The organism is Micromonospora sp. AMSO1212t (genome assembly GCF_008868145.1).
Lineage (GTDB): Bacteria > Actinomycetota > Actinomycetes > Mycobacteriales > Micromonosporaceae > Micromonospora > Micromonospora tulbaghiae.
Genome location: NZ_WBKS01000030.1, coordinates 1 through 21502 on the forward strand (window position 1 = coordinate 1; position 21502 = coordinate 21502).

Below are 21502 nucleotides of genomic sequence, written 5' to 3' on the forward strand. Positions count from 1 at the left end.
GCGGGCACCCGCTCGTCCCCCCACGGCACCAGGCGCACCTGGTCGGCCGGGGAACGCCCGCCACCGAGCACCGCGGTGACCACCGCCTCGGGGCCGAGGATGCCCTGTACCCGGCTCAGCGCGCGGTGTGCCCGCTCCCGCTCCTCGCCGGTCTCCCCCCACAGCCCGGGTTGCAGGCCCGCCTGGGCGAGCACTCCGTCGGGCACCAGTCGCAGCCGGACGATCCCGGCGGTGGGCCGGGCCGGACGCGTCCCGCCCCGGCCGTTGCTGCCGGAGAGCCAGCCGTCGAGCTGCCAGCGAACCCGGTCGGCGATGGCCGCCGCGGTGAGCAGGCCGTCGTGCCGCCAGACCCGGTGCAGCTCCTGGCCGTGCGCGGTGACCGCCTCGATGCCGAGGCGGGTGCAGGCCAGCCCGTACCCGGCCAGCCGCTCGTGCAGCCGCTCGGCGAGCGTCCGGGCGGCGAACGCGGCGGCGTCGACCCGGTCGATCGGCTCGTCGTGGTCGGCGGTGACGGTGAGGTCGGCGGGCGGCTGCCGGACCGCCAGCGGGCGGTCGTCCCGGCCGCCGGCGAGCCGGTGCGCCAGCGCCCCGTCGAAACCGAACCGGGCCAGCACGTCCCCGGCCGGCAGCGCCGCGAACTCGCCGAGGGTGCGGACGCCGAGCCGGCGCAGCAGGTCGGCCAGGGCGGGCCGGCCGAGCGCCTCGACCGGCCGGGCGGCCAGGAACTCGCGGGTGCCGCCGGGGGCCACGATCCGGCCCTCCCGGGCGGCCAGCCCGGCCGCGAACACCCCGTCGGCGATGCCGACCTGGCTCTCCACCGCGCAGCTCTGCGCGACGTGCTCCACGATCCGCTCGGCCGCCGCCTCCTCGCCGCCGAGGTAGCGGCTCGGCCCCCGGGCCGGCGTGGCGCAGGCGCCGGGCCGGATCACCTCGACGCCGGCGACCACCTCCTCCACGGCGGCCACCACCGGCTCGAACGCGCGCACGTCCCGGCCGGGGTCGTGGTCGACCACTGTGAGGTGCGGGCAGCGCCCCTGCGCCTCGCGGCGGCGCAGACCGCGCCGGATCCCCTCGGCGCGGGCCCGCTCGGAGCAGGCGATCACCCGGTTGGCGTGCAGCACCACGACCGGGTCGGTGGCGGGCACCCCGTCGACGATCTCGGCGGCGAGGACCGGCCAGTCCGGGCACCAGAGCAGCAGCGTCCGCTGCGGTACGCCGCTCACGCCGGACCGGCCGCGGCGAGCGTACGGGCGGGTGGGGCGACCACACGCAACCGGCGCGACGGCGCGGCGGACGGGGCGCCGAGCCCGGCCGGGCGGGGGATCACCCGGGTCAGCTCGTCGCCGGGCAGCCACACCTTGATCTCCTTGGGACGGGCGGCGGCACCCCGGCCCCGGGCCGAGACGGTCACCTCGCGGCGGCGCAGCCGCCCGCGACCGGGGCCGAGCCCCTGCCAGACGCCCCGGACCACCTGGAGCGTGACGTCCGCGCCGTCCCACCTGCCGTACGGGACGAGCACGCTTCCGCGCTGCCGGGCGCGGGCGGCCAGCCGGGTGGCGACCGACGCGGAGACGGTGGCCGGCACGGCGGTGACCACCACGTCGACCCCGTCGATGAGCGCGGCGACCACTGTGGGCCACTCCGGCCCGGGGTCGGGCACCAGGGCCAGCCGGTCCAGGGCGATGCCCGCCTCGGCCGCCGCGCCGGCCCCGAAGGTGGGTACGCCGACCACGGCGCACCACGAGCCGGCCCGGGACGCCTCGGCGAGCAGCGCGAGGATCAGCGAGGTGGCGCCGCTGCGGCGGGGCTGGCCGGCGCCGACCGCGACGGTGCTGCCGCGCCGCAGGCCGCGGTTGGGCAGCAGCCCGGTCAGCTCGGCCCGGACGGGAAGCACCCGGTGGCCGCCGGCCGGGTCGGGCGCGCTCGCCGGCCGGACCAGATCGGCCAGGGCGGCGGAACCGACCACCATGCGGCCCGCCATCGGACCAACCCCCCGTCGTGTTTCGCCACGGGCCTCACCCGTGGATGGTGCTGTGGATCGTGTCGTGCGCGGCACGCGTGTGCCGTGGGTGCGGCGCCCGGCCACCCGGGGTCCCGCCGGTGGTGGCCGGGCGCCACGAATCAGGCGGCGGCTGCTCCGGGCCGGGGCGGGGAGTCGGAGGCGCCGAGCCGCAGCGGGCGGGGCAGGCCGTCGAGCGCCGGCTGGTGTGCCAGGCCGAGCGCGGTCTCCACCACCGTCACGAACTCCTCGGCGGCGCGCAGCAGGTCGTCGGCCTCCCGGGCGGTGACCACGCGGGGGATGCCGGCCTCGGCGGCGGCCCGCTTGCTCGCGCCGGCGGCGAAGTAGGCGGCCCACTCGTCCAGATCGGGGGCGACGGTGGCGAGCAGCACCCAGACGCTGGTGATCCGGTGCCGGCGGGTGGGTGCGGGACGGGCCCGGGCGGCGAGCACGGCGGCGGCGGCGCGCAGCGCCGCGAGGTGGGCGGCGGCGTACCGGAGGCCGTCGGGACGGGTGCGGGCGGCCTCGGCCAGCCCGTCGCGGGCCACCGCGAGCAACTGGGCGGGGGTGCGGTGCGGCAGCACGTGCGCGGGCACCGTGGGCGCCTGGGCCGGACTGGTCGGCATGGGTCTCTCCTCCGCGTGTGGCCGGGGCGGGCGGTCGCGCGACGGGGAACGTCGCCCGGTCGCCCGGAGCGGTCGGTGCGGAGGAAGACGCACCCTTTCAGGTGGCGGCCGGCCGGATGTGGACGCTTCCCCACACCCACACCCGGCCGGCGTGCCGGCGGGTCCGTCGCCCGCCGCCCGGGGGTCGTGGGCGGCGGGCGACGACCTGCCTGACGGGCCCGGACTCGCGACTGTCCGAGACCCGGTGCGGCCCGCGGTGCCGCACCTCCCGGAAGCCGGTGCCGCGAAACACCGCTTCCGGAGCGTTCGACGGGTGCGCGACCGGCTCGGATCAGGCCGGGCCAGCCGGGGAGCTGAGCCGCTTGCCGTTCGGACTGAGCCGAACTTCGGGCCGATCGAACTTCGAGCCGGAATCGAACACTCGTTCTAACTACCCTGACAGTACACCTCCCCACCGACGAAAACGCAACGTGTGACGCGCCGGGGACGCACGGGAGGGCGACGGCCCCCGGCGGGGCCGTACCGGGGTGGGGGAAGAATGGGTACATGCAGCCACACCCGAACGTGCAGGCGGTGCAGCGCGCGCTCGACGACGCGGGCGCGCGGAGCGGATCGGGCGAGGCCAGCCTCGTCCGGCTGCTGCCCGAGGCGGTGCACACCGCGGCCGCGGCGGCCGAGGCGCTCGGCGTCGCCGTCGGCGCCATCGCCAACTCGCTGATCTTCGACGCGGACGACGCGCCGCTGCTGGTGCTCACCTCCGGCGCGCACCGGGTGGACACCGCCGGGCTGGCCGCCACGCTGGGCGTGACCCACCTGCGCCGGGCCAGCCCGGAGTTCGTCAAGCGGCACACCGGGCAGGTGATCGGCGGCGTCGCCCCGGTCGGCCACCCCGCGCCGCTGCGTACCGTCGTCGACACCGCACTGGCCGGGTACGACGAGGTGTGGGCGGCCGGCGGCGTGCCCCGGGCGGTGTTCCCCACCACGTACGCGGAACTGCTGCGGATCACCGCCGGCACCCCGGCCGAGGTGGCGTGAACCCCGGACTCGTCACGCTGCACGTGTGGCGTGTGCCCCGCCGGGCCGTACCCGGTGTGCCGGCCCGGATGGCCACCCACCCGGCACGGCTGCGCCGGCTGCCCGGCGTGCGCTTCGCCAAGCTGCTCGGCACCGGGACCGGCACCGGCTTCGGCCCCGGCGACGCCGACCTGACCCGGTGGGCCGCGCTCGTGGTCTGGGACTCCCCCGCCGACGCGGACGGCTTCGACGCCTCCCCGGTCGCCCGCTCCTGGGCCCGGATCGCCCACGCCGCGGTACGGGTGGACCTGCGCCCGCTGACCAGCCGCGGCCGGTGGTCCGGCCGGGAGCCGTTCGGCGCGCCGTCGGGCGGACGGGTCACCGGGCCGGTGCTGGCGCTGACCCGGGCCCGGCTGCGGGCCCGCCGGGCGGCCACGTTCTGGCGCGCGATCCCGCCGGTCGCCGCCGAACTGCACACCGCGCCCGGCCTGCTCGCCCGCTTCGGCGTCGGTGAGGCGCCGCTGGGCTGGCAGGGCACGGTGAGCGTGTGGCGCGACCCGGCGGACCTGGTCGCGTTCGCGTACCGTTCCCCGGAGCACCGCGCCGCGATCACCCGTACCCCCACCGAGGGCTGGTACGCGGAGGAACTGTTCGCGCGGTTCGCGGTGGGCGACGTGGTCGGCGACCGTACGGTGCTCGGCTGGGCCGCCGCCGACGGCGACCCGGAAACATCGAGAGGGTACGCATGAGGCTGGTGCGGTGGACACCGGACGACCTGGTCCGGCGGCTGGACGACGTGGTCGCCGTCTACGGCGAGGCGATGGGCTACCGGCCCGACCTGCTGGAGGCCCGCCGCGGCTACATCGCCACCCACGTCCGCCGGCCCGGCTTCCGCGCCGTCGCCAGCCTGACCAGCGAGGGACACCTGGCCGGTTTCGGGTACGGCTACCGGGGCGCCACCGGGCAGTGGTGGCACGACCAGGTGCACCGGGCGCTGAACGCGCAGGACCGGCAGCGCTGGCTGACCCACCCGTTCGAGGTGGTCGAGCTGCACGTCCGCCCGCCCGCGCAGGGGCACGGCCTGGGCGCACGCCAGTTGCGCGCGCTGCTCGCCGTCGCCGAGGGCGACACCACGCTGCTGTCCACCCCGGAGGCCGACGAGGAGAAGTCCCGGGCCTGGCGGCTGTACCGCCGGTTCGGCTTCGTCGACGTCCTGCGCCACTTCCACTTCCCCGGCGACGAACGGCCGTTCGGCGTGCTCGGCCGGGACCTGCCGCTGCCCCCGCCGGACGGGTCATGAGAGCCGCGCGGCTGCCCTGGGCGCTGCTGGCCGTGCTGGTGCTCGCCCAGATCTGCTACCCGCTCACCGGCGGCGCGACCCGGGCCGGCCTGACGGTGGCCACTGTGGTCCTCGGCTGGCTGCTCTCGGTCGGCCACGCGCTGCTCACCCGCGGCGCCCGTACCGCCGTCGCGCTGGTCGCGGTCGTCACCGGCGGCGGGTTCGCGGTGGAGGCGATCGGCGTGGCCACCGGGTTCCCGTTCGGCACCTACGACTACTCCGGCGAACTGGGCCCGAAGCTGGCCGGGGTGCCGTTGATCATTCCGCTCGCCTGGACCTGGATGGCCTGGCCGGCGTGGCTCACCGCGGTCCGGCTGGTCCGCTCCCGCCTCGCCCGGATCGCGCTCTCCGCGGTCGGGCTGGCCGCCTGGGACCTGTTCCTCGACCCGCAGATGGTGGCCGAGGGCTACTGGACCTGGCTCGACGCCACCCCGGCGCTGCCCGGGCTACCCGGCATCCCGGTCAGCAACTACCTGGGCTGGCTGGGCTTCGCGGTGCTGCTCGCCGTCGCGCTGCGCCCGCTCGCCGGGCCGTCGGTGGACCGGGTCGACGGCCGGGACGCCCCGATGTTCGCGCTCTACCTCTGGACGTACGCCTCCAGCGTGCTGGCGCACGCGGTGTTCCTGCGGCTGCCCGCGTCGGCGCTGTGGGGCGCGGCCGGGATGGCGGTGGCGGCGGTGCCGCTGGCGGTGACGCTGTGGCGGGCCCGCCAGGACCGGGCCGGCGCGCCGGAGCCGGCGCCGCGCGTCGACGCCCCGGCATGATCGCCGCCCTCGCGGCGGCCGTGGCGGTCGCCGCGCTCACCGGGCACACGCTCGTCAACGCGTACGCCTGGCTGCGCCGCCCCACTGACGGCCCGGCCGAGGTGACCGAGCCGGTGGCGGTGCTGCTGCCGTTGCGCGACGAGGCCGAGCGGGTCACCCCCTGCCTGCGCGCGCTGCTGGCCCAGCGCGGCGTGCCGGACCTGCGGATCGTGGTGCTCGACGACGGCTCGACCGACGGCACCGCCGACGTGGTCCGCGCGGTGTGCGGTGACGATCCACGGGTCACGCTGCTCACCGGCGTCGCCCCGCCGCCCGGCTGGCTGGGCAAGCCGCACGCCTGCTGGCAGCTCGCCACCCGTACCGGCCCGGAACCGGCCGTGCTGGCCTTCGTCGACGCCGACGTGGTGCTCACCCCGTACGCGGTGGCGGCGGCGGTGACCGAGTTGCGCGCGGCGGACGCGGCGCTGCTGTCGCCGTACCCCCGGATCGTGGTGCGGACGGCGGCCGACCGGCTGGTGCAGCCGCTGTTGCAGTGGTTGTGGCTGACGTTCCTGCCGCTGCGCGCGATGGAACGCTCGCGGCGGCCCTCGCTGGCCGCGGCGGGCGGGCAGTTCCTGGTCGTGGACCGGGCCGGCTACCTGCGGGCCGGCGGGCACGCGGCGGTGGCCGACAAGGTGCTGGAGGACATCGAGCTGGCCCGGGCGGTGAAGCGGGCCGGCGGGCGGATCGCGCTGGCCGACGGATCCCGGCTGGCGTCCTGCCGGATGTACGACACCTGGCCGCAGCTGCGCGACGGCTACACCAAGTCGCTGTGGGCGACGTTCGGGCACCCCACCGCCGCGGCGGCCGTGCTGGCGCTGCTGTTCGCGCTCTACGTCGCGCCGCCGCTGCTGGCCGCCGGGGCGCTGCTCGCGGGCGCGCCGGCGGTGGCCGCTGTGGCGTTCCTGGCCCACCTGGCCGGGGTCGCCGGGCGGGTGGTCAGTGCCCGCGCCACCGGCGGGCGGGCGTGGCCCGACGCGCTGGGCCACCCCGTGTCGGTCGTGGTCCTCGGTTGGCTGACCGTCCGGTCGTACCATCTGCGGAAGCGACGCCGGCTCACCTGGCGGGGTCGCCCGGTCACGTAGGAGGGGCACGCCATGGCGCGCATCGTGGTCATCGGCGCCGGGGTGGGCGGGCTCGCCGCCGCCGCCCGGCTCGCGGTCACCGGGCACGAGGTCACCGTCCTCGAACGGGCCGGCACGGTCGGGGGCAAGCTCGGCCGGTACGCCCATCACACCCCGGAGGGGGTGTGGCACTTCGACACCGGGCCGAGCCTGTTCACGCTGCCGCAGGTCTTCCACGACCTGTTCGAGGCGACCGGGGCGAAGCTCGACGAATACCTCGACCTGGTCCCGCTGGACCCGATCGTGCGGCACGTCTTCCCCGGCGGCGGTCCCACGCTCGACTCCTGCGCCGACCCGGACGAGTTCGCCGCCCGGATCGGCGCCGCGTTCGGCGACCGGTCCGCCGCCGACTGGCGGGGGCTGTGGCGCCGTGCCGACCGGGTGTGGGCGGCCTCGCACCGGGACATCCTGCGCCGTACCGTCGACTCGCCCCGTGACCTGGCGGCGCTGGCCTGGCGGCTGGGCGACCTGGCCGCCATCGGCCCCGGCCGCAGTCTGCGCGGGCTGGGCCGCCGCCACCTGTCCGACCCGCGGCTGCGGATGCTGCTGGACCGGTACGCCACGTACACCGGCGCGGACCCGCGCCGCGCCCCGGCCGCGCTCGTCGCCGTCCCCTACGCCGAGCTGGCGTACGGCGGCTGGTACCTGCGCGGTGGGCTGGGCACGCTCGCCGACGCGCTGCTGTCGCGCTGCCTGGACCTGGGCGTGGTGGTGCGCACCGACGCCACCGTCACCCGGATCGACGCCGCGGGCGGGCGGGTGCACGGGGTACGCGTGGCCGGGGCCGCCGCGCCGATCCCCGCCGACGTGGTGGTGGCGAACGTGGACGCGCTCACCGTCTACCGGGACCTGCTGCCCGATCCGCGCCGGCTGGCCGCGCTCGCCGACCGCAGCCTGGCCGGGTTCGTGCTGCTGCTGGGCGTACGCGGCGACTCCGGGCTGGCCCACCACAACGTCTTCTTCCCCCGCGACTACGACGCCGAGTTCGACGCCGTGTTCGGTGACCCGGGTCGCGGGGTGCGGGCCCGCCCGGCGCCCGACCCGACGGTGTTCGTCACCGCCGCCGACGACCCGGCGGTCCGGCCGGACGGCCACGAGGCGTGGTTCGTGCTGGTCAACGCGCCCCGGCACGGCACCGCCGCGAGCGCCGTGAACTGGCGGCGGCCCGGCCTGGCCGAGGCGTACGCGGACCGGATCCTCGACGTGCTGGCCGAGCGCGGGGCCGACGTGCGGGACCGGCTGGTGTTCCGGGAGATCCGTACCCCGGCCGACCTGGACGCGGCCACCGGCGCGCCGGGCGGGGCGATCTACGGCACGGCGGGCGGGCTGCTGCGCCCGGCCAACCGGGGGCCCGTCGCCGGGCTCTGGCTGGTCGGCGGCTCCAGCCACCCGGGCGGCGGCCTGCCCATGGTGACGCTGTCCGCGGAGATCGTCGCCGAGGCGGTCGGCCCGGCCTGGTGAGGTGCCGGGCGGGGACCCCCGCCCGGCACGCGTGGCGTCGTCAGCCGGCGTCGACCAGGGCGCGGCGGACGGCGGAGAGCAGCTGGCCGAGGCCGAACCCGGCGAGCAGCACCCAGACCGTGGTGGCCATGGTGATGGTGCCGGCGGTCAGGTCGGCGTCGATCAGCCCGGTGAGCCCGGCGACCAGCAGCCCGACCAGGGCCACGCAGACCCGGGTCGGCCGCTCCCCCACCGTCACCGCGCCGATCTCCCGCATCCCGGCCGACACCGCGCGCGCCCGCACGTACTCGTGCAGCCAGGACAGGCCACCGGCCGCCGCGACGAGCGCGCCCGGCGCGCCGAGCAGCCAGAACGCGACCAGCCAGGCCACCTCGCCGAGCCGGTCGGCCACCGAGTCGTACACGTAGCCCAGGCGGGTGGTGCGCCCGGTGGCCACCGCCACCGCGCCGTCGACGCTGTCGGCCACGGCCGCCAGCAGCACGAACAACGCGCCCAGGAACGGCCCGTTGCCGGGCCGCTCCACGAACAGGGGTACGCAGAAGCAGAGCAGCACCCCGAACACGGTCACCGGGGTCGGGCCGACGCGCAGCCGGCCCAGCACGTAGCCCACGTGGTAGGCGAAGCGCAGCCATGCGCGCACCACCGGCGCGGCGGTACGCGGATCGAAGCCGCCGTGCAGCCGCGCCCACGCGGTCGCGTACTGGTCCCAGTTCAGCTGTGTGCCCACCACGGGTCAACCGTAGAAGCACGGCGCGGGTGTCGTGTGGCGGGTGGTCACACCCGTGCGGCGGCGCGCAGCCGCTGCCACACCTCCCGGGTCGCCGTGGACCGGTTGAGCGTGATGAAGTGGATCCCCGGCACGCCCTCGTCGAGCAGCTTCTCGCACATCTCGCTCGCCTGCTCGACGCCGAGGCGGCGGACCGCCTCCGGGTCGTCGGCCACCCGCTCGAACCGCTGCGCCAGCGCCGGCGGGAACGGCGCGCCGGACAGCTGCACCGACCGTTCGATCGTGCCGATCTGGGTCACCGGCATCACCCCGGCCAGGATCGGCGTGTCGCAGCCCGCCGCGGCCACCCGATCGCGCAGGCGCAGGTACTCGTCGGCGTCGAAGAACATCTGGGTGATCGCGAACTCGGCGCCGGCCCGGCACTTGCGGACGAAGTGCGCGGTGTCGCTGTCCACGTCCGGCGAGCGCGGGTGCTTGTACGGGAACGCGGCCACGCCGACGCTGAAGTCGCCGCTGTCGCGGACCAGCCGGACCAGGTCCTCGGCGTACCGGACGCCCTCGGGGTGGGCGATCCACTCGCCGCCCGGGTCGCCCGGCGGGTCACCCCGCACGGCCAGCACGTTGCGCACCCCGACCGAGGCCAGCCGGCCGATCACGTGCCGCAGCTCGGCCACCGAGTGGTTCACCGCGGTCAGGTGCGCCATCGGCAGCAGCGTCGTCTCGGTGGCGATCCGCTCGGTCACCGCCACGGTGGTGTCGCGGGTCGAGCCGCCCGCGCCGTAGGTGATCGACACGAACGAGGGACGCAGCGACTCCAGCTCGCGGATGGCCTGCCAGAGCAGCTTCTCCCCGGCCTGGGTCTTCGGCGGGAAGAACTCGAAGGAGAACGTGGGACGGCCGTCACGGATCAGCTCCCCGATGGCCGGCTGGGGATTGGGAAGGACCGAGGGAAGACCGAGCGCCACGGACCGACTGTAACCGGGACGGCACGCCGCACCGGGAATCTTCCCAGCCCGCGAACACCTGCCCGGGCGCGACGTCGTACCCCGGGGGTAGAAAGACGGCAGCGCGGTGGGGCGGCCGACGGCCGTCCCGGGGGCCCGCGCGGGGGTCGCCACGACGGCGACGCGCCGGCGCCACCACCTGGCCGGGCGTCCGCGTCGCCATCCGCGCCGTCGCCCCGGAGGTTCCGATGATCCCGTCCCCGCCGCCGGGCCCGCGCCTGCTCGGGCCGCTGCTGGCCGAGTTGCGGGCCGCCCGTGGCTGGAGCCAGCAGCGGATGGCCGCCGAGCTCTGCGCCGCCTCCGGCGTGCCCACGCTGACGCGGAACGAGGTGTCCCGCTGGGAACGCCAGCTGCGGCTTCCCGGCGACTTCTGGGCCGCCTGGCTGGCGGCGGTCCTGGGGGTGCCGGGCCAGTTGCTCGCCGAGGCCGCCGCCCGCAGCCGCCGGCTGGGCGTGGCGCCCTCGACGGTCGGCCCGGCCGGATCCCGCGCCCGGCTGGCCCTGCTCACGCTCGCGTACCGCTGGGCCGCCGACCCGGGCGGCCGCACGCTGGCCGGCCCGTTCGCCGCCGCCCCGCCGCCGCTGCCCGGCCGTGGCGGACGGGACGACGAGCACCGGCCCGGCCGCCACGATCCGCGCACGCCCGCCGCGGACGAGCCCGGGTCGCTCGGCGTCCACGTCCCGCGCGGTCCGGACGACGAACCCGCGGGCGGCGGGACCGGTCGTGGTCACCCGGCGGACGGGGTGGCGCTCGACACGCTGCGGCGCTGGGACGACCTGCTCGGCGGCGGCGACCTCGCCGGGCACGGCGCCCGCCGGCTGCGGCGGGTCGTCCGCGGCTACCGGCGCGCCGGACCCGCCGGCCGGCGCGCGATGCTGCCCACGCTCGCCGAGTCGGCGCAGCTCGCCGGCTGGCTGGCCGCCGACGCGGGCGACCTCGGCGGGGGCCTGGTCGCGTACCGGCTGGCCCTGCGGGCGGCGGTGGCCGCCGGGCAGCCGCCGCTGGCCGGGCATGTGCTCGCGTCGGCCAGTCACCTGCTGGCCGACGCCGGCGACCCGGCCGGCGCGCTGGTCCTGGCCCGGATCGGGTACGCCGCCGGCCGGGCCGGCGCCCCGCCCGGCCTGCGGGCGCTGCTGCTGCACCGGGTGGCGCTCGCCGCCGCGCTCGCCGGGCGTCCCCGCGCCGCCGGGCAGGCGCTGGCCGGGGCGGACCGGGCCGGCACACCGGAGCCCGGCCGGGAGCCGCCCTGGCTCTACTGGCTCGACGCGGACGAACTGGCGGCGATGACCGGGCGCACGCTCGTCGCGCTGGGCCGTCCGGCCGCCGCCGTGCCGCTGCTGACACCTGTGGCCGGCGCGCGGGGCCGCCCGCGCCGGTCGGCCGTGTACGGCGGCTGGCTGGCCCGCGGGCACCTGGGCCTCGGCGCGGTGCCCGAGGCGTGCGCGGTGGCCGGCGAGGCGCTGCTCGACGCGGTCCGGTCCGGTTCCCCCCGGGCCGTCGGCCAGCTCACCGCGTTCCGCCGCGGCCTGGCGCACGCTCCGCCCGGTCCGGCCACCCGCGGGTACGCGCGAGCGCTCACCGCGGCCCGCCCGTACCTGCCGTCCGGTGTGCCGCGCCACCTGCGCGACCGTCCGTCCCGGTGAGCCACGAGGCACGCCGGGACGCCGGGCACGACGAGACCGGGCGCGAACCGCTAGCGTCGTGGCGTGACCCACGCTGCTCCCGTTTCCCCCGTCGACCGCGCCGGCCTGCGCCAGCGGATCGACAAGGCGCTCACCGAGTTCCTCGCCGGCCAGCGCGGCTGGCTGACCGCCGTCGACGACGGCCTGCTGCCCGTCGCCGAGGCGATCGAGGCGTTCGTGCTGGGTGGCGGCAAGCGGCTGCGCCCGGCGTTCGGCTACTGGGGTTACCGGGGCGCCGGCGGGGTCGACTCCGACCAGGTCGTCGCCACCCTGGCGGCGCTGGAGTTCGTGCAGGCCAGCGCGCTGATCCACGACGACCTGATGGACCGGTCGGACACCCGGCGCGGCGAGCCGGCGATGCACAGGCGGTTCGCCGCCCGGCACCGCGCGGCCGGCTGGGGCGGCGACGCGGACTCCTTCGGCGACGCCGCGGCGATCCTGCTGGGCGACCTGTGCCTGGTCTGGTCCGACGAGCTGCTGCACTCCTCCGGCCTGCCGCCGGCCACCGTGGCCCGGGCCCGGCCGGTCTTCGACGAGATGCGCACCGAGGTGACCGTCGGGCAGTACCTGGACGTGCTGACCCAGGCCACCGGGGACACCTCCCTGGACCGGGCCGCGAAGGTGGCCCGGTACAAGTCGGCGAAGTACACGGTCGAGCGCCCGCTGCTGCTCGGCGCAGCGCTGGCCGGCGCACCGCCCGAGGTGCACGCCGCGTACTCGGCGTACGGGCTGCCGCTGGGTGAGGCGTTCCAGCTCCGCGACGACGTGCTGGGGGTGTTCGGCGACCCGGAGCGCACCGGCAAGCCGGCCGGCGACGACCTGCGCGAGGGCAAGCGGACGTACCTGGTGGCGGCGGCGCTGGAGACGCTCGACCCGGCCGGCCGGGAGGCGCTGCTGGCCGGGCTCGGCGTACCGGACCTGGACGCGGCCGGCGTGGACCGGCTGCGCGATCTGATCACCACCAGCGGCGCCCTGGATCGGGCCGAGCGGCACATCGCCGCGCTCACCGAGAGCGCCCTGGCCGCGCTCACCGCTGTCGACCTGGACACCGAGGCCCGCCAGGCCCTGGTCGACCTGGCCATAGCCGCCACTCGCCGCCCCGCCTGACCGCCCGTCACCCTTGGGGGCGTCGATCATGAAGTTGGCGGCGTAGTCGATCTCCGATCGTGCCGCCAACTTCATGATCAGCGGGCTCAGGGATGGGGTGGGCGGGGTTAGGGCGCTAGAAGGCGACGGCCTGGGCTCGGCGTTTGACCTCTCGGGCCAGGTCGCCGCCGAGGGCCACGGCGGGGGTACCGGGAAGACTGGGGTCCTCCCGGTAGAGCCAGCGCAGCGCCTCCTCGTCGTCGTACCCGGCGTCGGCGAGCAGGTTGAGCACGCCGGGCAGGTGCTTGAGCACGGTGTGGTTGGCCACCAGGTCGGCCGGGATCCGGCGGACGCCGTCGCGGCGCACCGCGATCAGCTCACGGTCACGGATCATCTGGTGCACCTTGCTGATCGACAGGTCCAGGTGCTCGGCCACGTCGGGCAGCGTCAGCCAGCCGGCCGGGTCGGCCGGTCCGGCCAGGTCGGGGCCGGTCTCGGCGGGTACGGAATCGGTCACCCGACCACCCTGCCACGTGCCCGCCGGAGCCGGTGCACGGCACCCCGTACCGCCGCCCGGAGCGCGGCGGTCCCCCCGTGTCGCAACCCGGCGGTAGCATCCTGTTCTACCTTCATCCTTCCGACACATAGACTGCCTGCCGATGGACACACAGGTCGCCGACACGTTGCTGGGCTCGCTGATCGAGGGGCGCTACCGCATTCGCGGGCGCGTCGCCCGAGGCGGCATGGCGACCGTGTACACCGCCACCGACGAGCGCCTGGAGCGCACCGTGGCGGTCAAGATCATTCACCCGACCCAGGCGCCGCAGGCCAAGGCCCGGATGGCCGGCTTCGTCGAACGCTTCACCGACGAGGCCAAGACGATCGCCCGGCTCACCCACCCGAACGTGGTGGCCGTCTACGACCAGGGCATCCACGCCGGCCTGCCGTACCTGGTGATGGAGTACGTCCGCGGTCGCACGCTGCGCGACGTGCTCGCCGAGCGCCGCCGGCTGAACCCGGACGAGGCGCTCGCGATCACCGAGCAGGTGCTCGCCGCGCTCGCCGCCGCGCACCGGGCCGGCCTGGTGCACCGCGACGTCAAGCCGGAGAACGTGCTCGTCGCCGAGGTGCCCACCGGCGGCAGCCGCAACCTGGTCGACAGCGTGGTCAAGGTGGCCGACTTCGGGCTGGCCCGGGCCGTCGAGGCCAGCGCCGAGGACGAGAACGGCAACCAGCTCATGGCGACAGTGGCGTACGTGGCGCCGGAGCTGGTCACCCAGGGCCACGCCGACCCGCGCACCGACGTCTACTCCGCCGGCATCGTGCTGTTCGAGATGCTCACCGGCCGGGTGCCCTACGACGGCGACCGTCCGGTGGAGGTCGCGTGGCAGCACGTCGACCGGGACGTACCGGCGCCGTCGACGCTGGTGCCGACGCTGCCGCCGGCTCTCGACGCGCTCGTCGCCCGGGCCACCCGGCGCGATCCGGCCGGCCGCCCGGCCGACGCCGCGGCAATGCTGGGCGAGGTGCAGGCGGCCCGCGAGGAACTGGGCAACCCGCACGCGCACACCACAGTGCTGCGGCAACTCAGCGACGACACCGCGGTCCTGAGCCAGCCGACCCAGGTGGTGGCCGCGCTCCAGCCGGTCGAGCGCCCGTCGTGGGCCCGGCTGCCCGAGAGCGGCGCCGCGCCGCGCCCGCACCGGCGCCGCGCCGTCGAGGAGGACGGCCCGGGTACCGGGTTCGCCGCCCTGCGTACGCGGATCATGGGCTCGCCCCGCGGACGGCTGGCCGTCGCCGCGGCGGTCGTGGTCCTCGGCCTGGTCGCCGCGGTGGGTGGCTGGTGGTTCGGCGTGGGCCGCTACACGGTCGCGCCGCAGATGGTGAGCCTGACCAAGGCCGACGCGGAGGCGCAGGCCCAGCGTGGCGGCTTCGCCCTGAAGTACGCCACCCCGCGCCACGACGAGCAGGTCCCCAAGGACACCGTGCTCGGGCAGTCTCCCGGCTCGGCCGCGCGGATCGTCAAGGGCGGCACGATCACGCTGACCCTGTCGCTCGGTCCGGAACGGCTGCCGGTGCCGGACGTGGTGGGCAAGGACTACGCGCTGGCCCAGGCCGAGCTGGAGGGCGCCAACCTGGTCGTGGCCAAGGGCTCTTCCCGGTACGACGACACGCTGCCCGCGGGTGTGGTGCTGGCCACCGACCCGAAGGTGGGCACCGTGGTCAAGCCCGGGGCGAAGGTGACGGTGATCCTCAGCAAGGGTCGCGCCCCGGTTTCAGTGCCCAACCTGGTCGGCAAGAGCCTCACCGAGGCGCGCACCATCCTCGCGCAGCTCGGGCTGAAGCCGGTGGAGAACGTCAAGGACTCCGACAAGCCGAAGGACGAGATCCTCGGCCAGAGCCCGGCCGACGGCACCGGCGTGGAGAAGGGCGCCCAGGTCAAGCTGGAGATCAGCAAGGGCCCGCCGCAGGTGGCCGTCCCCCGGGTGATCGACATGCCCTGCCAGCAGGCCAAGCAGACGCTGGAGAGCCAGGGCTTCCCGGTCAACATCCAGCTCAACCCGAACGGCATCGCCCGGCTGCAGAACCCGGCCGAGAACACGCCTGTGCCGCCGGGTACGACGGTCACGGTGACGTGCCTGTGAACGCATGTGACGGGCGCCGGCGGGTGGGGTCGCACACCCCCACCTCCGGCGGCCTGGCCCGGGCGGCCCTGCCGTACGCGGACGCGGCCGAGTCCGAGGTGGTGCAGGTCTACGTCTCGAACTCGCGCGGCTGGGCGCTGCCGGCCGGTGACCCGGCGCAGGACGCGTTGTTCCGCGACGGGTGCGGCGAGCGCGGGCTGCCCGTGTTCATCCACGCGTCGCTGCTGGTCAACCTCGGCTCCCCCACGCCGGCGACGGTGACCCGGTCGGCGGAGACGCTGGCCCACGCGCTGCGGCGGGGCCGGGCGATCGGCGCCGAGGGCGTGGTGTTCCACGCCGGCAGTTCGGTCGACGCCGGCCACGACGAGGCGGCCCTGCGGCAGGTCCGGGAGGCGCTGCTGCCGCTGCTCGACGAGATCGCGGCCACCGGCGGGCCGATGCTGCTGGTGGAGCCGAGCGCCGGAGGCGGCCGGTCACTGGCGTCCCGGGTCGAGCACCTCGGCCCCTACCTGGACGCCGTCGACCGGCACCCGATGCTCGGGGTCTGCTTCGACACCTGTCACGCCTGGGCGGCTGGTCACGACCTGGCCGCCGAGGGCGGCATGACCGCCACGCTCGACACGCTGGTCGCCACCGTGGGTGCGGACCGGCTTCGGCTGGTGCACGCGAACGACTCGAAGGACCTGTGCGGCTCCACGCGGGACCGGCACGAGAACATCGGCAAGGGCAGCATCGGCGAGCCCGCGTTCGCCGAGCTGATGCGCCACCCGGCGACCGCTGGGGTGCCCGTGCTGGTGGAGACCCCCACGGAGAAGCACATCGGCCACGCCGCCGACATAGCCACCCTGAAGCGCCTCCACCCCTGAGGGTCCGCTCCCGCCCTGTCCCTCCCCCGCGTCACTCCGGTGATCAAGGAGTTCGTGTCCCGCTCCGGCGCGGATTCGGACACGAACTCCTTGATCACCGTCGACTCGGGCGGGGTGCGGGCGGGGTGGGTCAGGCGCGCAGGGCGGTGTTCAGGATGGCGGCGGCGCGGTCGATCTGCGCGTCGGTGACGTCCAGGTGGGTGACCAGCCGGGCGGTACGCGGGCCGAGCACCGAGATCAGCAGCCCCTCCGCCCGCGCGGCCGCCGCCAGCGCGTGCGCGTCCAGCGGGTGCTTGGTCAGGTCCAGCGGCACGATGTTGGTCCGCACCACCGACGCGAGCACCCCGTGCGGGGCGACCGCCTCGGCCAGCCGGGCCGCCTTGACGTGGTCGTCGGCCAGCCGCGCGACGTGGTGCGCCAGCGCGTACCGGCCCGCGGCGGCGAGAATGCCGACCTGCCGCATGCCGCCGCCCATCCGCTTGCGCAGGAACCGCGCCCGGGCGATCTTCTCCGCGCTGCCCACGATCAGCGAGCCGACCGGCGCGCCGAGGCCCTTGGAGAGGCAGACCGAGAGCGTGTCGAACAGCACGCCGTACCCGGCCAGCGGCACCCCGTCGGCGACGTGCGCGTGCCAGATCCGCGCGCCGTCGCAGTGCAGGGCCACCCCGTGCTCGTCGGCGACCTCCCGCATCCGGCGCAGCGTCGGCAGCGGGATCACCCCGCCGCCGCCCCGGTTGTGGGTCTGCTCCACGGCGATCGCCCGCGTGGGCACCGCGAAGTAGCCGTCCGGCCGGATCATCCCGGCGACCACGTCGGGGTCCAGCTCCGCGCCCACCGCCGGCCAGGTCCGCGAGGAGATTCCGCCGTACGCGGCGGCGGCGCCGACCTCGTACGTGACCACGTGCGCGTCGGCGTCGCAGAGCAGCTCGTCGCCGGGCGGCACGTGCAACTGGAGCGCGATCTGGTTGGCCATCGAGCCGCTCGGGGCGAACAGCGCCGCCTCGTGCCCGAACAGCGCGGCGACCTCCGCCTCCAGCGCGGTGACCGTGGGGTCCTCGCCGTAGACGTCGTCGCCCACCTCGGCTGCGGCCATCGCCTCCCGCATCCCCGGCGTCGGCCGGGTCACGGTGTCCGTCCGCAGATCGATCAGATTCCTCGCGTCAGCCACTGTGCCTCCTTCGGCTGCCGACTGCGGGGCTCGCAAGCTCACTCCTCGCGTCAGCCACTGTGCCTCCTTCGGCTGCCGACTGCGGGGCTCGCAAGCTCACTCCTCGCGTCAGCCACGGAGCATCTCCGCCACCAGGAACGCCAACTCCAGCGACTGCTGGGTGTTGAGCCGCGGGTCGCAGGCGGTCTCGTACCGGTCGGGCAGGTCGAGGTCCTCGATGCCCTGGGCGCCGCCCAGGCACTCGGTGACGTCCTCGCCGGTCAGCTCGACGTGCAGGCCGCCCGGGTGGGTGTCCAGGCCCCGGTGCACCTCGAAGTAGCCGAGCACCTCGTCGACGATCCGGTCGAAGTGCCGGGTCTTGTAGCCGTTGGAGGACTCGTGCGTGTTGCCGTGCATCGGGTCGCACTGCCAGACCACCTTCGCGCCGGCGGCGGTGACCTTCGCGACGATCGGCGGCAGCGCGTCCCGGACCCGGTGGTTGCCCATCCGGCTGATCAGCGTGAGCCGGCCGGGGATGTTGTCCGGGTTGAGCTTCTCGCAGAGCTCGATCGCCTCGTCCGGGGTGGTCGTCGGGCCGAGCTTGACGCCGATCGGGTTGGCGATGCGGGAGATGAAGTCGATGTGCGCGCCGTCGATCTGCCGGGTCCGCTCACCGATCCAGAGGAAGTGCCCGGACAGGCCGTACGCCTTGCCGTTGGAGATCCGGGTCAGCGCCCGGTCGTACTCCAGCGCCAGCGCCTCGTGCGAGCAGTGCAGCGTGACGGTGCGCAGCGCCTCGTCGTCGGTCATCCCGCAGGCCCGGATGAAGGCCAGCGCCCGGTCGATCTCGCGGGCGATCGCGTCGTAGCGCTCGCCGGCCGGGGACCGCCGGACGAAGTCCTTGTTCCAGTCGTGCACGGCGTGCAGGTCGGCCAGCCCGCCGGCCAGGTACGCGCGGAGCATGTTCATCGCGGCGGCCGAGTTGGCGTACGCCCGGATCATGCGCTGCGGGTCGGCGACCCGCGCCTCCGGCGTGGCCTCCAGGGCATTGATCATGTCACCGCGGTAGGCGGGCAGGCCGCGGGCGTCGGTCGGCAGGGACCGGGGCTTGGTGTACTGGCCGGCGACCCGGGCGACCTTGACCACCGGCAGCGACGCGCCGTAGGTGAGCACGATGGCCATCTGGAGCAGCGTGCGGGCGTTGGCGAGCAGGTGGCTCTCGGTGTTGTCGGCGAAGGTCTCCGCGCAGTCACCGCCCTGGAGGAGGAACGCCTTGCCCTCGCAGACCAGCGCGAGCCGCTGCCGCAACTGGTCGACCTCGTAGGGCGCGACCACGGAGGGCACCGTGTCCAGCACCCGGCAGACCTCGGCGACCTGGGCCGGGTCGTCCCAGGGCGGGGTCTGCGCGCGCGGCAGCTCCCGCCAGCGGTCGAGGCCGAGGGCCGCGTCCTCGGCGGAGTCGGCGGTCGGGCGGCTGGTCTGCAGACCAGGGCTACCCACGGCGGGATGACTCAGCTGATGCCACTCATGGCGCATGAAGGAAAGCGTACGGCGACCGTCGCGATCACTCGCCGCCGAGGGGGATGGTTCCGGTCACTGGGAGGACACCGGCGAGGGTGCCATCGCCGGCGGCGCCGGCTCCGCCGGGTCGGCGGTCGGCTCGACCGCGCGCTCGCCGGGTGCCTCGCCGGAGATGCACCAGTCCGCGCCGTTGCGGGTGACGGTGAACAGCAGCGACCGGGCGGCCTTGCGCGAGCCGGCGGCAACCGTGATCGAGGCGCTGACCTCCTGGCCGTTCGGGCCGGAGCGGACCTCGGTGATCGTCGCCTCGGGCACCGTGAAGTGGTCGGCGAAGTCGCCGTTCGGGCCGGTGGCGGCGGAGTCGAAGGCGGCGTGCATGGGCGCGCAGAGCTGGCTGCGGCCGGCGGCGGCGTCGCGGGCGGTCAGCGCGTCCAGGTACGCCTGTACGCGTTCCCGGCTCTTGGCCGCCGCCTCCTCGGCCGGCGCCTTCCCGCTGGGCGGGGTGTCGCCGCTCTGGCCGCCCGAGCCGCAGGCGGCCAGAGCCGCCGGCAGGAGCGCGAGGAGGGCGAGCCCGGCGAACCGGTCCCGGTGGCTGCGACCCATCTGTCCTCCCGTCGCGTGGACTCGTCGAGCGGCGAGTGTGCCACATCCGGCCCGGGCGGCCGGGTGACTCCCCATCCTGACCCGGATCGGCGCGCTCGGCCAGGACGGCACGCGGGCGGGGAGGGGCCGGTACGGCCCCTCCCCGCCGGGTGGGTGGTGCGTCGGCCCTCGGCTCAGCCGAGACCGCCCTTGATGGCGCCGATCAGCTCACCGTTGCTGGTGTCGCCGGAGAGCTCCCAGAAGAACGCGCCACCGAGGCCCTGGCTGTTGGCGTAGCTCATCTTCCCGCCGATGGTCGACGGGGTGTCGTAGCTCCACCAGTTGCTGCCGCACTTGGCGTACGCGGTGCCGCCGACCGTCCCGGTGGCCGGGCAGCTGTTCTTGAGCACCTTGTAGTCCTCGATGCCGGCCTCGTAGGTGCCGGGGGCCGCGCCGGTGGCGCTGCCGCCGGGTGCGGCCTGGGTCACGCCGGTCCAGCCGCGTCCGTAGAAGCCGACGCCGAGCAGCAGCTTGCTGGACGGAACGCCCTTGGACTTCAGCTTCTGGATCGCCGCGTCCGACCAGAAGCCCTGCTGCGGGATGCCCGAGTACGAGTAGAGCGGCGAGTGCGGCGCGGTCGGCCCCTGGGCGTTGAAGGCGCCGAAGTAGTCGTACGTCATCGGCATCAGCCAGTTGAGGTTGTTCGCGGCGCCGGCGTAGTCGGTGGCGTCGATCTTGCCGCCGTTGCTGCCGTCGGCGGTGATCGCCGCGGTGACCAGGAAGCTGGAGCCGAACTTGCTCCGCAGCGCCGAGACCACGTTCTTGAACGCGTTCGGGCCGCTGGTGTCGCACTGGAGGCCGCAGGCGTTCGGGTACTCCCAGTCGACGTCGATGCCGTCGAAGACGTCCGCCCAGCGCGGGTCCTTGACCAGGGAGTAGCAGGAGTCGGCGAACGCGGCCGGGTTCTGCGCGGCCTGGGTGAAGCCGCCGGACCAGGTCCAGCCGCCGAAGGACCAGAGCACCTTCAGGTTCGGGTACATCTTCTTCAGCTTGCGCAGCTGGTTGAAGCTGCCGCGCAGCGGCTGGTCCCAGGTGTCGGCGACGCCGTCGACGCTGTCCGCCGCGGTGTACGCCTTCTCGTAGTCGGCGTAGCTGTCCCCGATGCTGCACCGGCCGCCGGTGGTGTTGCCGAAGGCGTACAGGATGTGGGTCAGCTTCGCGGCCGAGCCGCTGGTGTGGATGTTCTTGACGTGGTAGTTGCGGGCGTAGACGCCCCACTCGGCGAAGTAGCCGACAACCTTCTTGCCACCGGGCGGCGGCGTGGTGGGCGGCTGGGTGGTCGGCGGGGCGGTCGTCGGCGGCGCGGTCGTGGGCGGCGCGGTGGTGGGCGGCGCCGTGGTGGGCGCGGTGGTCGTCGGCGTGCCGCCGCCGGTGCAGGAGCCGCCGTTGATCGTGCAGCTCACCGGCGCCTTGTACGCGCCGGTGCCGTTGTAGCCCCAGCTGAAGCTGGCGCCGGGGGCGAGCGTCGATGCCCAGCTCTTGTTGACCGCCACGTAGCGGTCACCGCTGCGGGTGATGTCGGCGTCCCAGGAGCTGCTGATCGAGGTGCCGGAGGGCAGCGTGAACTCGATGCGCCAGCCGTTGACGGTGGAGCTGGTGCCGTTGGTGACGGTCACCCGCCCCTCGTGGCCGGTCCCCCAGTCCTGCACCTTGGCGAACGTGGCGGTGACGCTGCCGGCGGCCGACGCGGTGGTCATGGGCACCGCGGCGACCGCGAGCGCGACCACGGCGCCGGTGGCCCACAGGGCCCGGCGGAGCGATCTCTTCATACGGCGTCCCTCCAATAGTTAGGAAACTTTCCAAATTGATTGCTGAG

At 75.6% G+C, this 21502-nt stretch carries 20 protein-coding genes; 10 read left to right on the forward strand and 10 right to left on the reverse strand.

All coding sequences use genetic code 11. The annotated features are described in order from the left end of the window. From F8279_RS10835 to F8279_RS10845, 3 genes are all read right to left on the reverse strand, one after another. On the reverse strand, nucleotides 1-1223 hold a 1223-nt coding region (locus tag F8279_RS10835; RefSeq protein WP_151499845.1), incomplete at its 3' end, for a DNA polymerase Y family protein. Next, entirely contained in the window at nucleotides 1220-1981 is a 762-nt protein-coding gene (locus tag F8279_RS10840; RefSeq protein ID WP_091420848.1) for a hypothetical protein, read from the reverse strand. The genes F8279_RS10840 and F8279_RS10835, both read right to left, overlap by 4 nt. Before the next feature lie 140 nt (nucleotides 1982-2121). Then, entirely contained in the window at nucleotides 2122-2625 is a 504-nt protein-coding gene (locus F8279_RS10845) for an SAV_6107 family HEPN domain-containing protein (protein WP_151499846.1), read from the reverse strand. Between the two features lie 546 nt (nucleotides 2626-3171). Here F8279_RS10845 and F8279_RS10850 point away from each other — a divergent pair. From F8279_RS10850 to F8279_RS10875, 6 genes are read left to right on the forward strand one after another with little or no spacing between them, the layout of a single operon-like run. Continuing rightward, nucleotides 3172-3660, forward strand: a complete 489-nt coding sequence (locus F8279_RS10850; RefSeq protein WP_091420853.1) for a YbaK/EbsC family protein — start codon at nucleotides 3172-3174, stop codon at nucleotides 3658-3660. Next, nucleotides 3657-4388 (forward strand): monooxygenase, encoded by a 732-nt coding sequence (locus F8279_RS10855; protein WP_120568806.1) that lies wholly within the window; start codon nucleotides 3657-3659, stop codon nucleotides 4386-4388. The genes F8279_RS10850 and F8279_RS10855 overlap by 4 nt, the downstream gene beginning before the upstream one ends. After that, nucleotides 4385-4939 (forward strand): GNAT family N-acetyltransferase, encoded by a 555-nt coding sequence (locus F8279_RS10860; protein WP_151499847.1) that lies wholly within the window; start codon nucleotides 4385-4387, stop codon nucleotides 4937-4939. The genes F8279_RS10855 and F8279_RS10860 overlap by 4 nt, the downstream gene beginning before the upstream one ends. After that, entirely contained in the window at nucleotides 4936-5742 is an 807-nt protein-coding gene (locus F8279_RS10865; protein ID WP_151499848.1) for a carotenoid biosynthesis protein, read from the forward strand. Before F8279_RS10860 ends, F8279_RS10865 begins: the two co-directional genes overlap by 4 nt. After that, nucleotides 5739-6866 carry a glycosyltransferase family 2 protein gene (locus F8279_RS10870; RefSeq protein WP_151499849.1) on the forward strand — a complete coding sequence of 376 codons (1128 nt, stop codon included), beginning with the start codon at nucleotides 5739-5741 and terminating at the stop codon, nucleotides 6864-6866. The genes F8279_RS10865 and F8279_RS10870 overlap by 4 nt, the downstream gene beginning before the upstream one ends. Before the next feature lie 12 nt (nucleotides 6867-6878). Next, nucleotides 6879-8366, forward strand: a complete 1488-nt coding sequence (locus F8279_RS10875) for an NAD(P)/FAD-dependent oxidoreductase (RefSeq protein WP_151499850.1) — start codon at nucleotides 6879-6881, stop codon at nucleotides 8364-8366. A 40-nt stretch (nucleotides 8367-8406) separates the two neighbouring features. Here F8279_RS10875 and F8279_RS10880 read toward each other — a convergent pair whose 3' ends face one another. Further along, nucleotides 8407-9096, reverse strand: a complete 690-nt coding sequence (locus F8279_RS10880; RefSeq protein WP_013287633.1) for a CDP-alcohol phosphatidyltransferase family protein — start codon at nucleotides 9094-9096, stop codon at nucleotides 8407-8409. A 44-nt stretch (nucleotides 9097-9140) separates the two neighbouring features. Further along, nucleotides 9141-10058 carry a methylenetetrahydrofolate reductase [NAD(P)H] gene (gene metF / locus F8279_RS10885; RefSeq protein WP_091420872.1) on the reverse strand — a complete coding sequence of 306 codons (918 nt, stop codon included), beginning with the start codon at nucleotides 10056-10058 and terminating at the stop codon, nucleotides 9141-9143. Between the two features lie 227 nt (nucleotides 10059-10285). Between metF and F8279_RS10890 the strand changes: the two genes are divergently transcribed. Together F8279_RS10890 and F8279_RS10895 are read left to right on the forward strand one after the other, a co-directional pair. Continuing rightward, nucleotides 10286-11740 carry a helix-turn-helix transcriptional regulator gene (locus F8279_RS10890; protein WP_151499851.1) on the forward strand — a complete coding sequence of 485 codons (1455 nt, stop codon included), beginning with the start codon at nucleotides 10286-10288 and terminating at the stop codon, nucleotides 11738-11740. Nucleotides 11741-11803: 63 nt separating this feature from the next. Continuing rightward, entirely contained in the window at nucleotides 11804-12886 is a 1083-nt protein-coding gene (locus F8279_RS10895; protein WP_151499852.1) for a polyprenyl synthetase family protein, read from the forward strand. Nucleotides 12887-13001: 115 nt separating this feature from the next. Here F8279_RS10895 and F8279_RS10900 read toward each other — a convergent pair whose 3' ends face one another. Beyond that, the gene (locus F8279_RS10900; protein WP_091420880.1) at nucleotides 13002-13382 is read right to left on the reverse strand and encodes an Rv2175c family DNA-binding protein; all 381 of its coding nucleotides are present in this window, start codon (nucleotides 13380-13382) and stop codon (nucleotides 13002-13004) included. A gap of 142 nt (nucleotides 13383-13524) precedes the next feature. Here F8279_RS10900 and F8279_RS10905 point away from each other — a divergent pair, with 142 nt between their 5' ends. After that, nucleotides 13525-15510 (forward strand): Stk1 family PASTA domain-containing Ser/Thr kinase, encoded by a 1986-nt coding sequence (locus F8279_RS10905; protein WP_151499853.1) that lies wholly within the window; start codon nucleotides 13525-13527, stop codon nucleotides 15508-15510. Further along, nucleotides 15507-16376, forward strand: coding sequence for a deoxyribonuclease IV (locus F8279_RS10910; RefSeq protein WP_192580676.1), 870 nt, complete (start codon nucleotides 15507-15509; stop codon nucleotides 16374-16376). The genes F8279_RS10905 and F8279_RS10910 overlap by 4 nt, the downstream gene beginning before the upstream one ends. A 130-nt stretch (nucleotides 16377-16506) precedes the next feature. On the opposite strand, the gene F8279_RS10915 is transcribed toward F8279_RS10910, so the two are convergent. The 4 genes from F8279_RS10915 to F8279_RS10930 form a co-directional block, all read right to left on the reverse strand. Continuing rightward, the gene (locus F8279_RS10915) at nucleotides 16507-17526 is read right to left on the reverse strand and encodes a low specificity L-threonine aldolase (RefSeq protein WP_151499877.1); all 1020 of its coding nucleotides are present in this window, start codon (nucleotides 17524-17526) and stop codon (nucleotides 16507-16509) included. Nucleotides 17527-17652: 126 nt separating this feature from the next. Continuing rightward, nucleotides 17653-19059 carry a class II 3-deoxy-7-phosphoheptulonate synthase gene (locus F8279_RS10920; protein ID WP_091420887.1) on the reverse strand — a complete coding sequence of 469 codons (1407 nt, stop codon included), beginning with the start codon at nucleotides 19057-19059 and terminating at the stop codon, nucleotides 17653-17655. A gap of 57 nt (nucleotides 19060-19116) precedes the next feature. Then, nucleotides 19117-19647 (reverse strand): hypothetical protein, encoded by a 531-nt coding sequence (locus F8279_RS10925; RefSeq protein ID WP_151499855.1) that lies wholly within the window; start codon nucleotides 19645-19647, stop codon nucleotides 19117-19119. 173 nt (nucleotides 19648-19820) lie between these two features. After that, nucleotides 19821-21455, reverse strand: a complete 1635-nt coding sequence (locus F8279_RS10930) for a glycosyl hydrolase family 18 protein (RefSeq protein WP_151499856.1) — start codon at nucleotides 21453-21455, stop codon at nucleotides 19821-19823. Nucleotides 21456-21502: the final 47 nt, after the last annotated feature.

What these genes read in the sequence shown, in the direction of transcription:
- F8279_RS10840 (WP_091420848.1), bottom strand. Translation starts at nt 1,981, where the DNA reads ATGGCGGGCCGCATGGTGGTCGGTTCCGCCGCCCTGGCCGATCTGGTC.
- F8279_RS10845 (WP_151499846.1), bottom strand. Translation starts at nt 2,625, where the DNA reads ATGCCGACCAGTCCGGCCCAGGCGCCCACGGTGCCCGCGCACGTGCTG.
- F8279_RS10850 (WP_091420853.1), top strand. Translation starts at nt 3,172, where the DNA reads ATGCAGCCACACCCGAACGTGCAGGCGGTGCAGCGCGCGCTCGACGAC.
- F8279_RS10860 (WP_151499847.1), top strand. Translation starts at nt 4,385, where the DNA reads ATGAGGCTGGTGCGGTGGACACCGGACGACCTGGTCCGGCGGCTGGAC.
- F8279_RS10865 (WP_151499848.1), top strand. Translation starts at nt 4,936, where the DNA reads ATGAGAGCCGCGCGGCTGCCCTGGGCGCTGCTGGCCGTGCTGGTGCTC.
- F8279_RS10870 (WP_151499849.1), top strand. Translation starts at nt 5,739, where the DNA reads ATGATCGCCGCCCTCGCGGCGGCCGTGGCGGTCGCCGCGCTCACCGGG.
- F8279_RS10875 (WP_151499850.1), top strand. Translation starts at nt 6,879, where the DNA reads ATGGCGCGCATCGTGGTCATCGGCGCCGGGGTGGGCGGGCTCGCCGCC.
- F8279_RS10890 (WP_151499851.1), top strand. Translation starts at nt 10,286, where the DNA reads ATGATCCCGTCCCCGCCGCCGGGCCCGCGCCTGCTCGGGCCGCTGCTG.
- F8279_RS10905 (WP_151499853.1), top strand. Translation starts at nt 13,525, where the DNA reads ATGGACACACAGGTCGCCGACACGTTGCTGGGCTCGCTGATCGAGGGG.
- F8279_RS10920 (WP_091420887.1), bottom strand. Translation starts at nt 19,059, where the DNA reads ATGCGCCATGAGTGGCATCAGCTGAGTCATCCCGCCGTGGGTAGCCCT.
- F8279_RS10925 (WP_151499855.1), bottom strand. Translation starts at nt 19,647, where the DNA reads ATGGGTCGCAGCCACCGGGACCGGTTCGCCGGGCTCGCCCTCCTCGCG.
- F8279_RS10930 (WP_151499856.1), bottom strand. Translation starts at nt 21,455, where the DNA reads ATGAAGAGATCGCTCCGCCGGGCCCTGTGGGCCACCGGCGCCGTGGTC.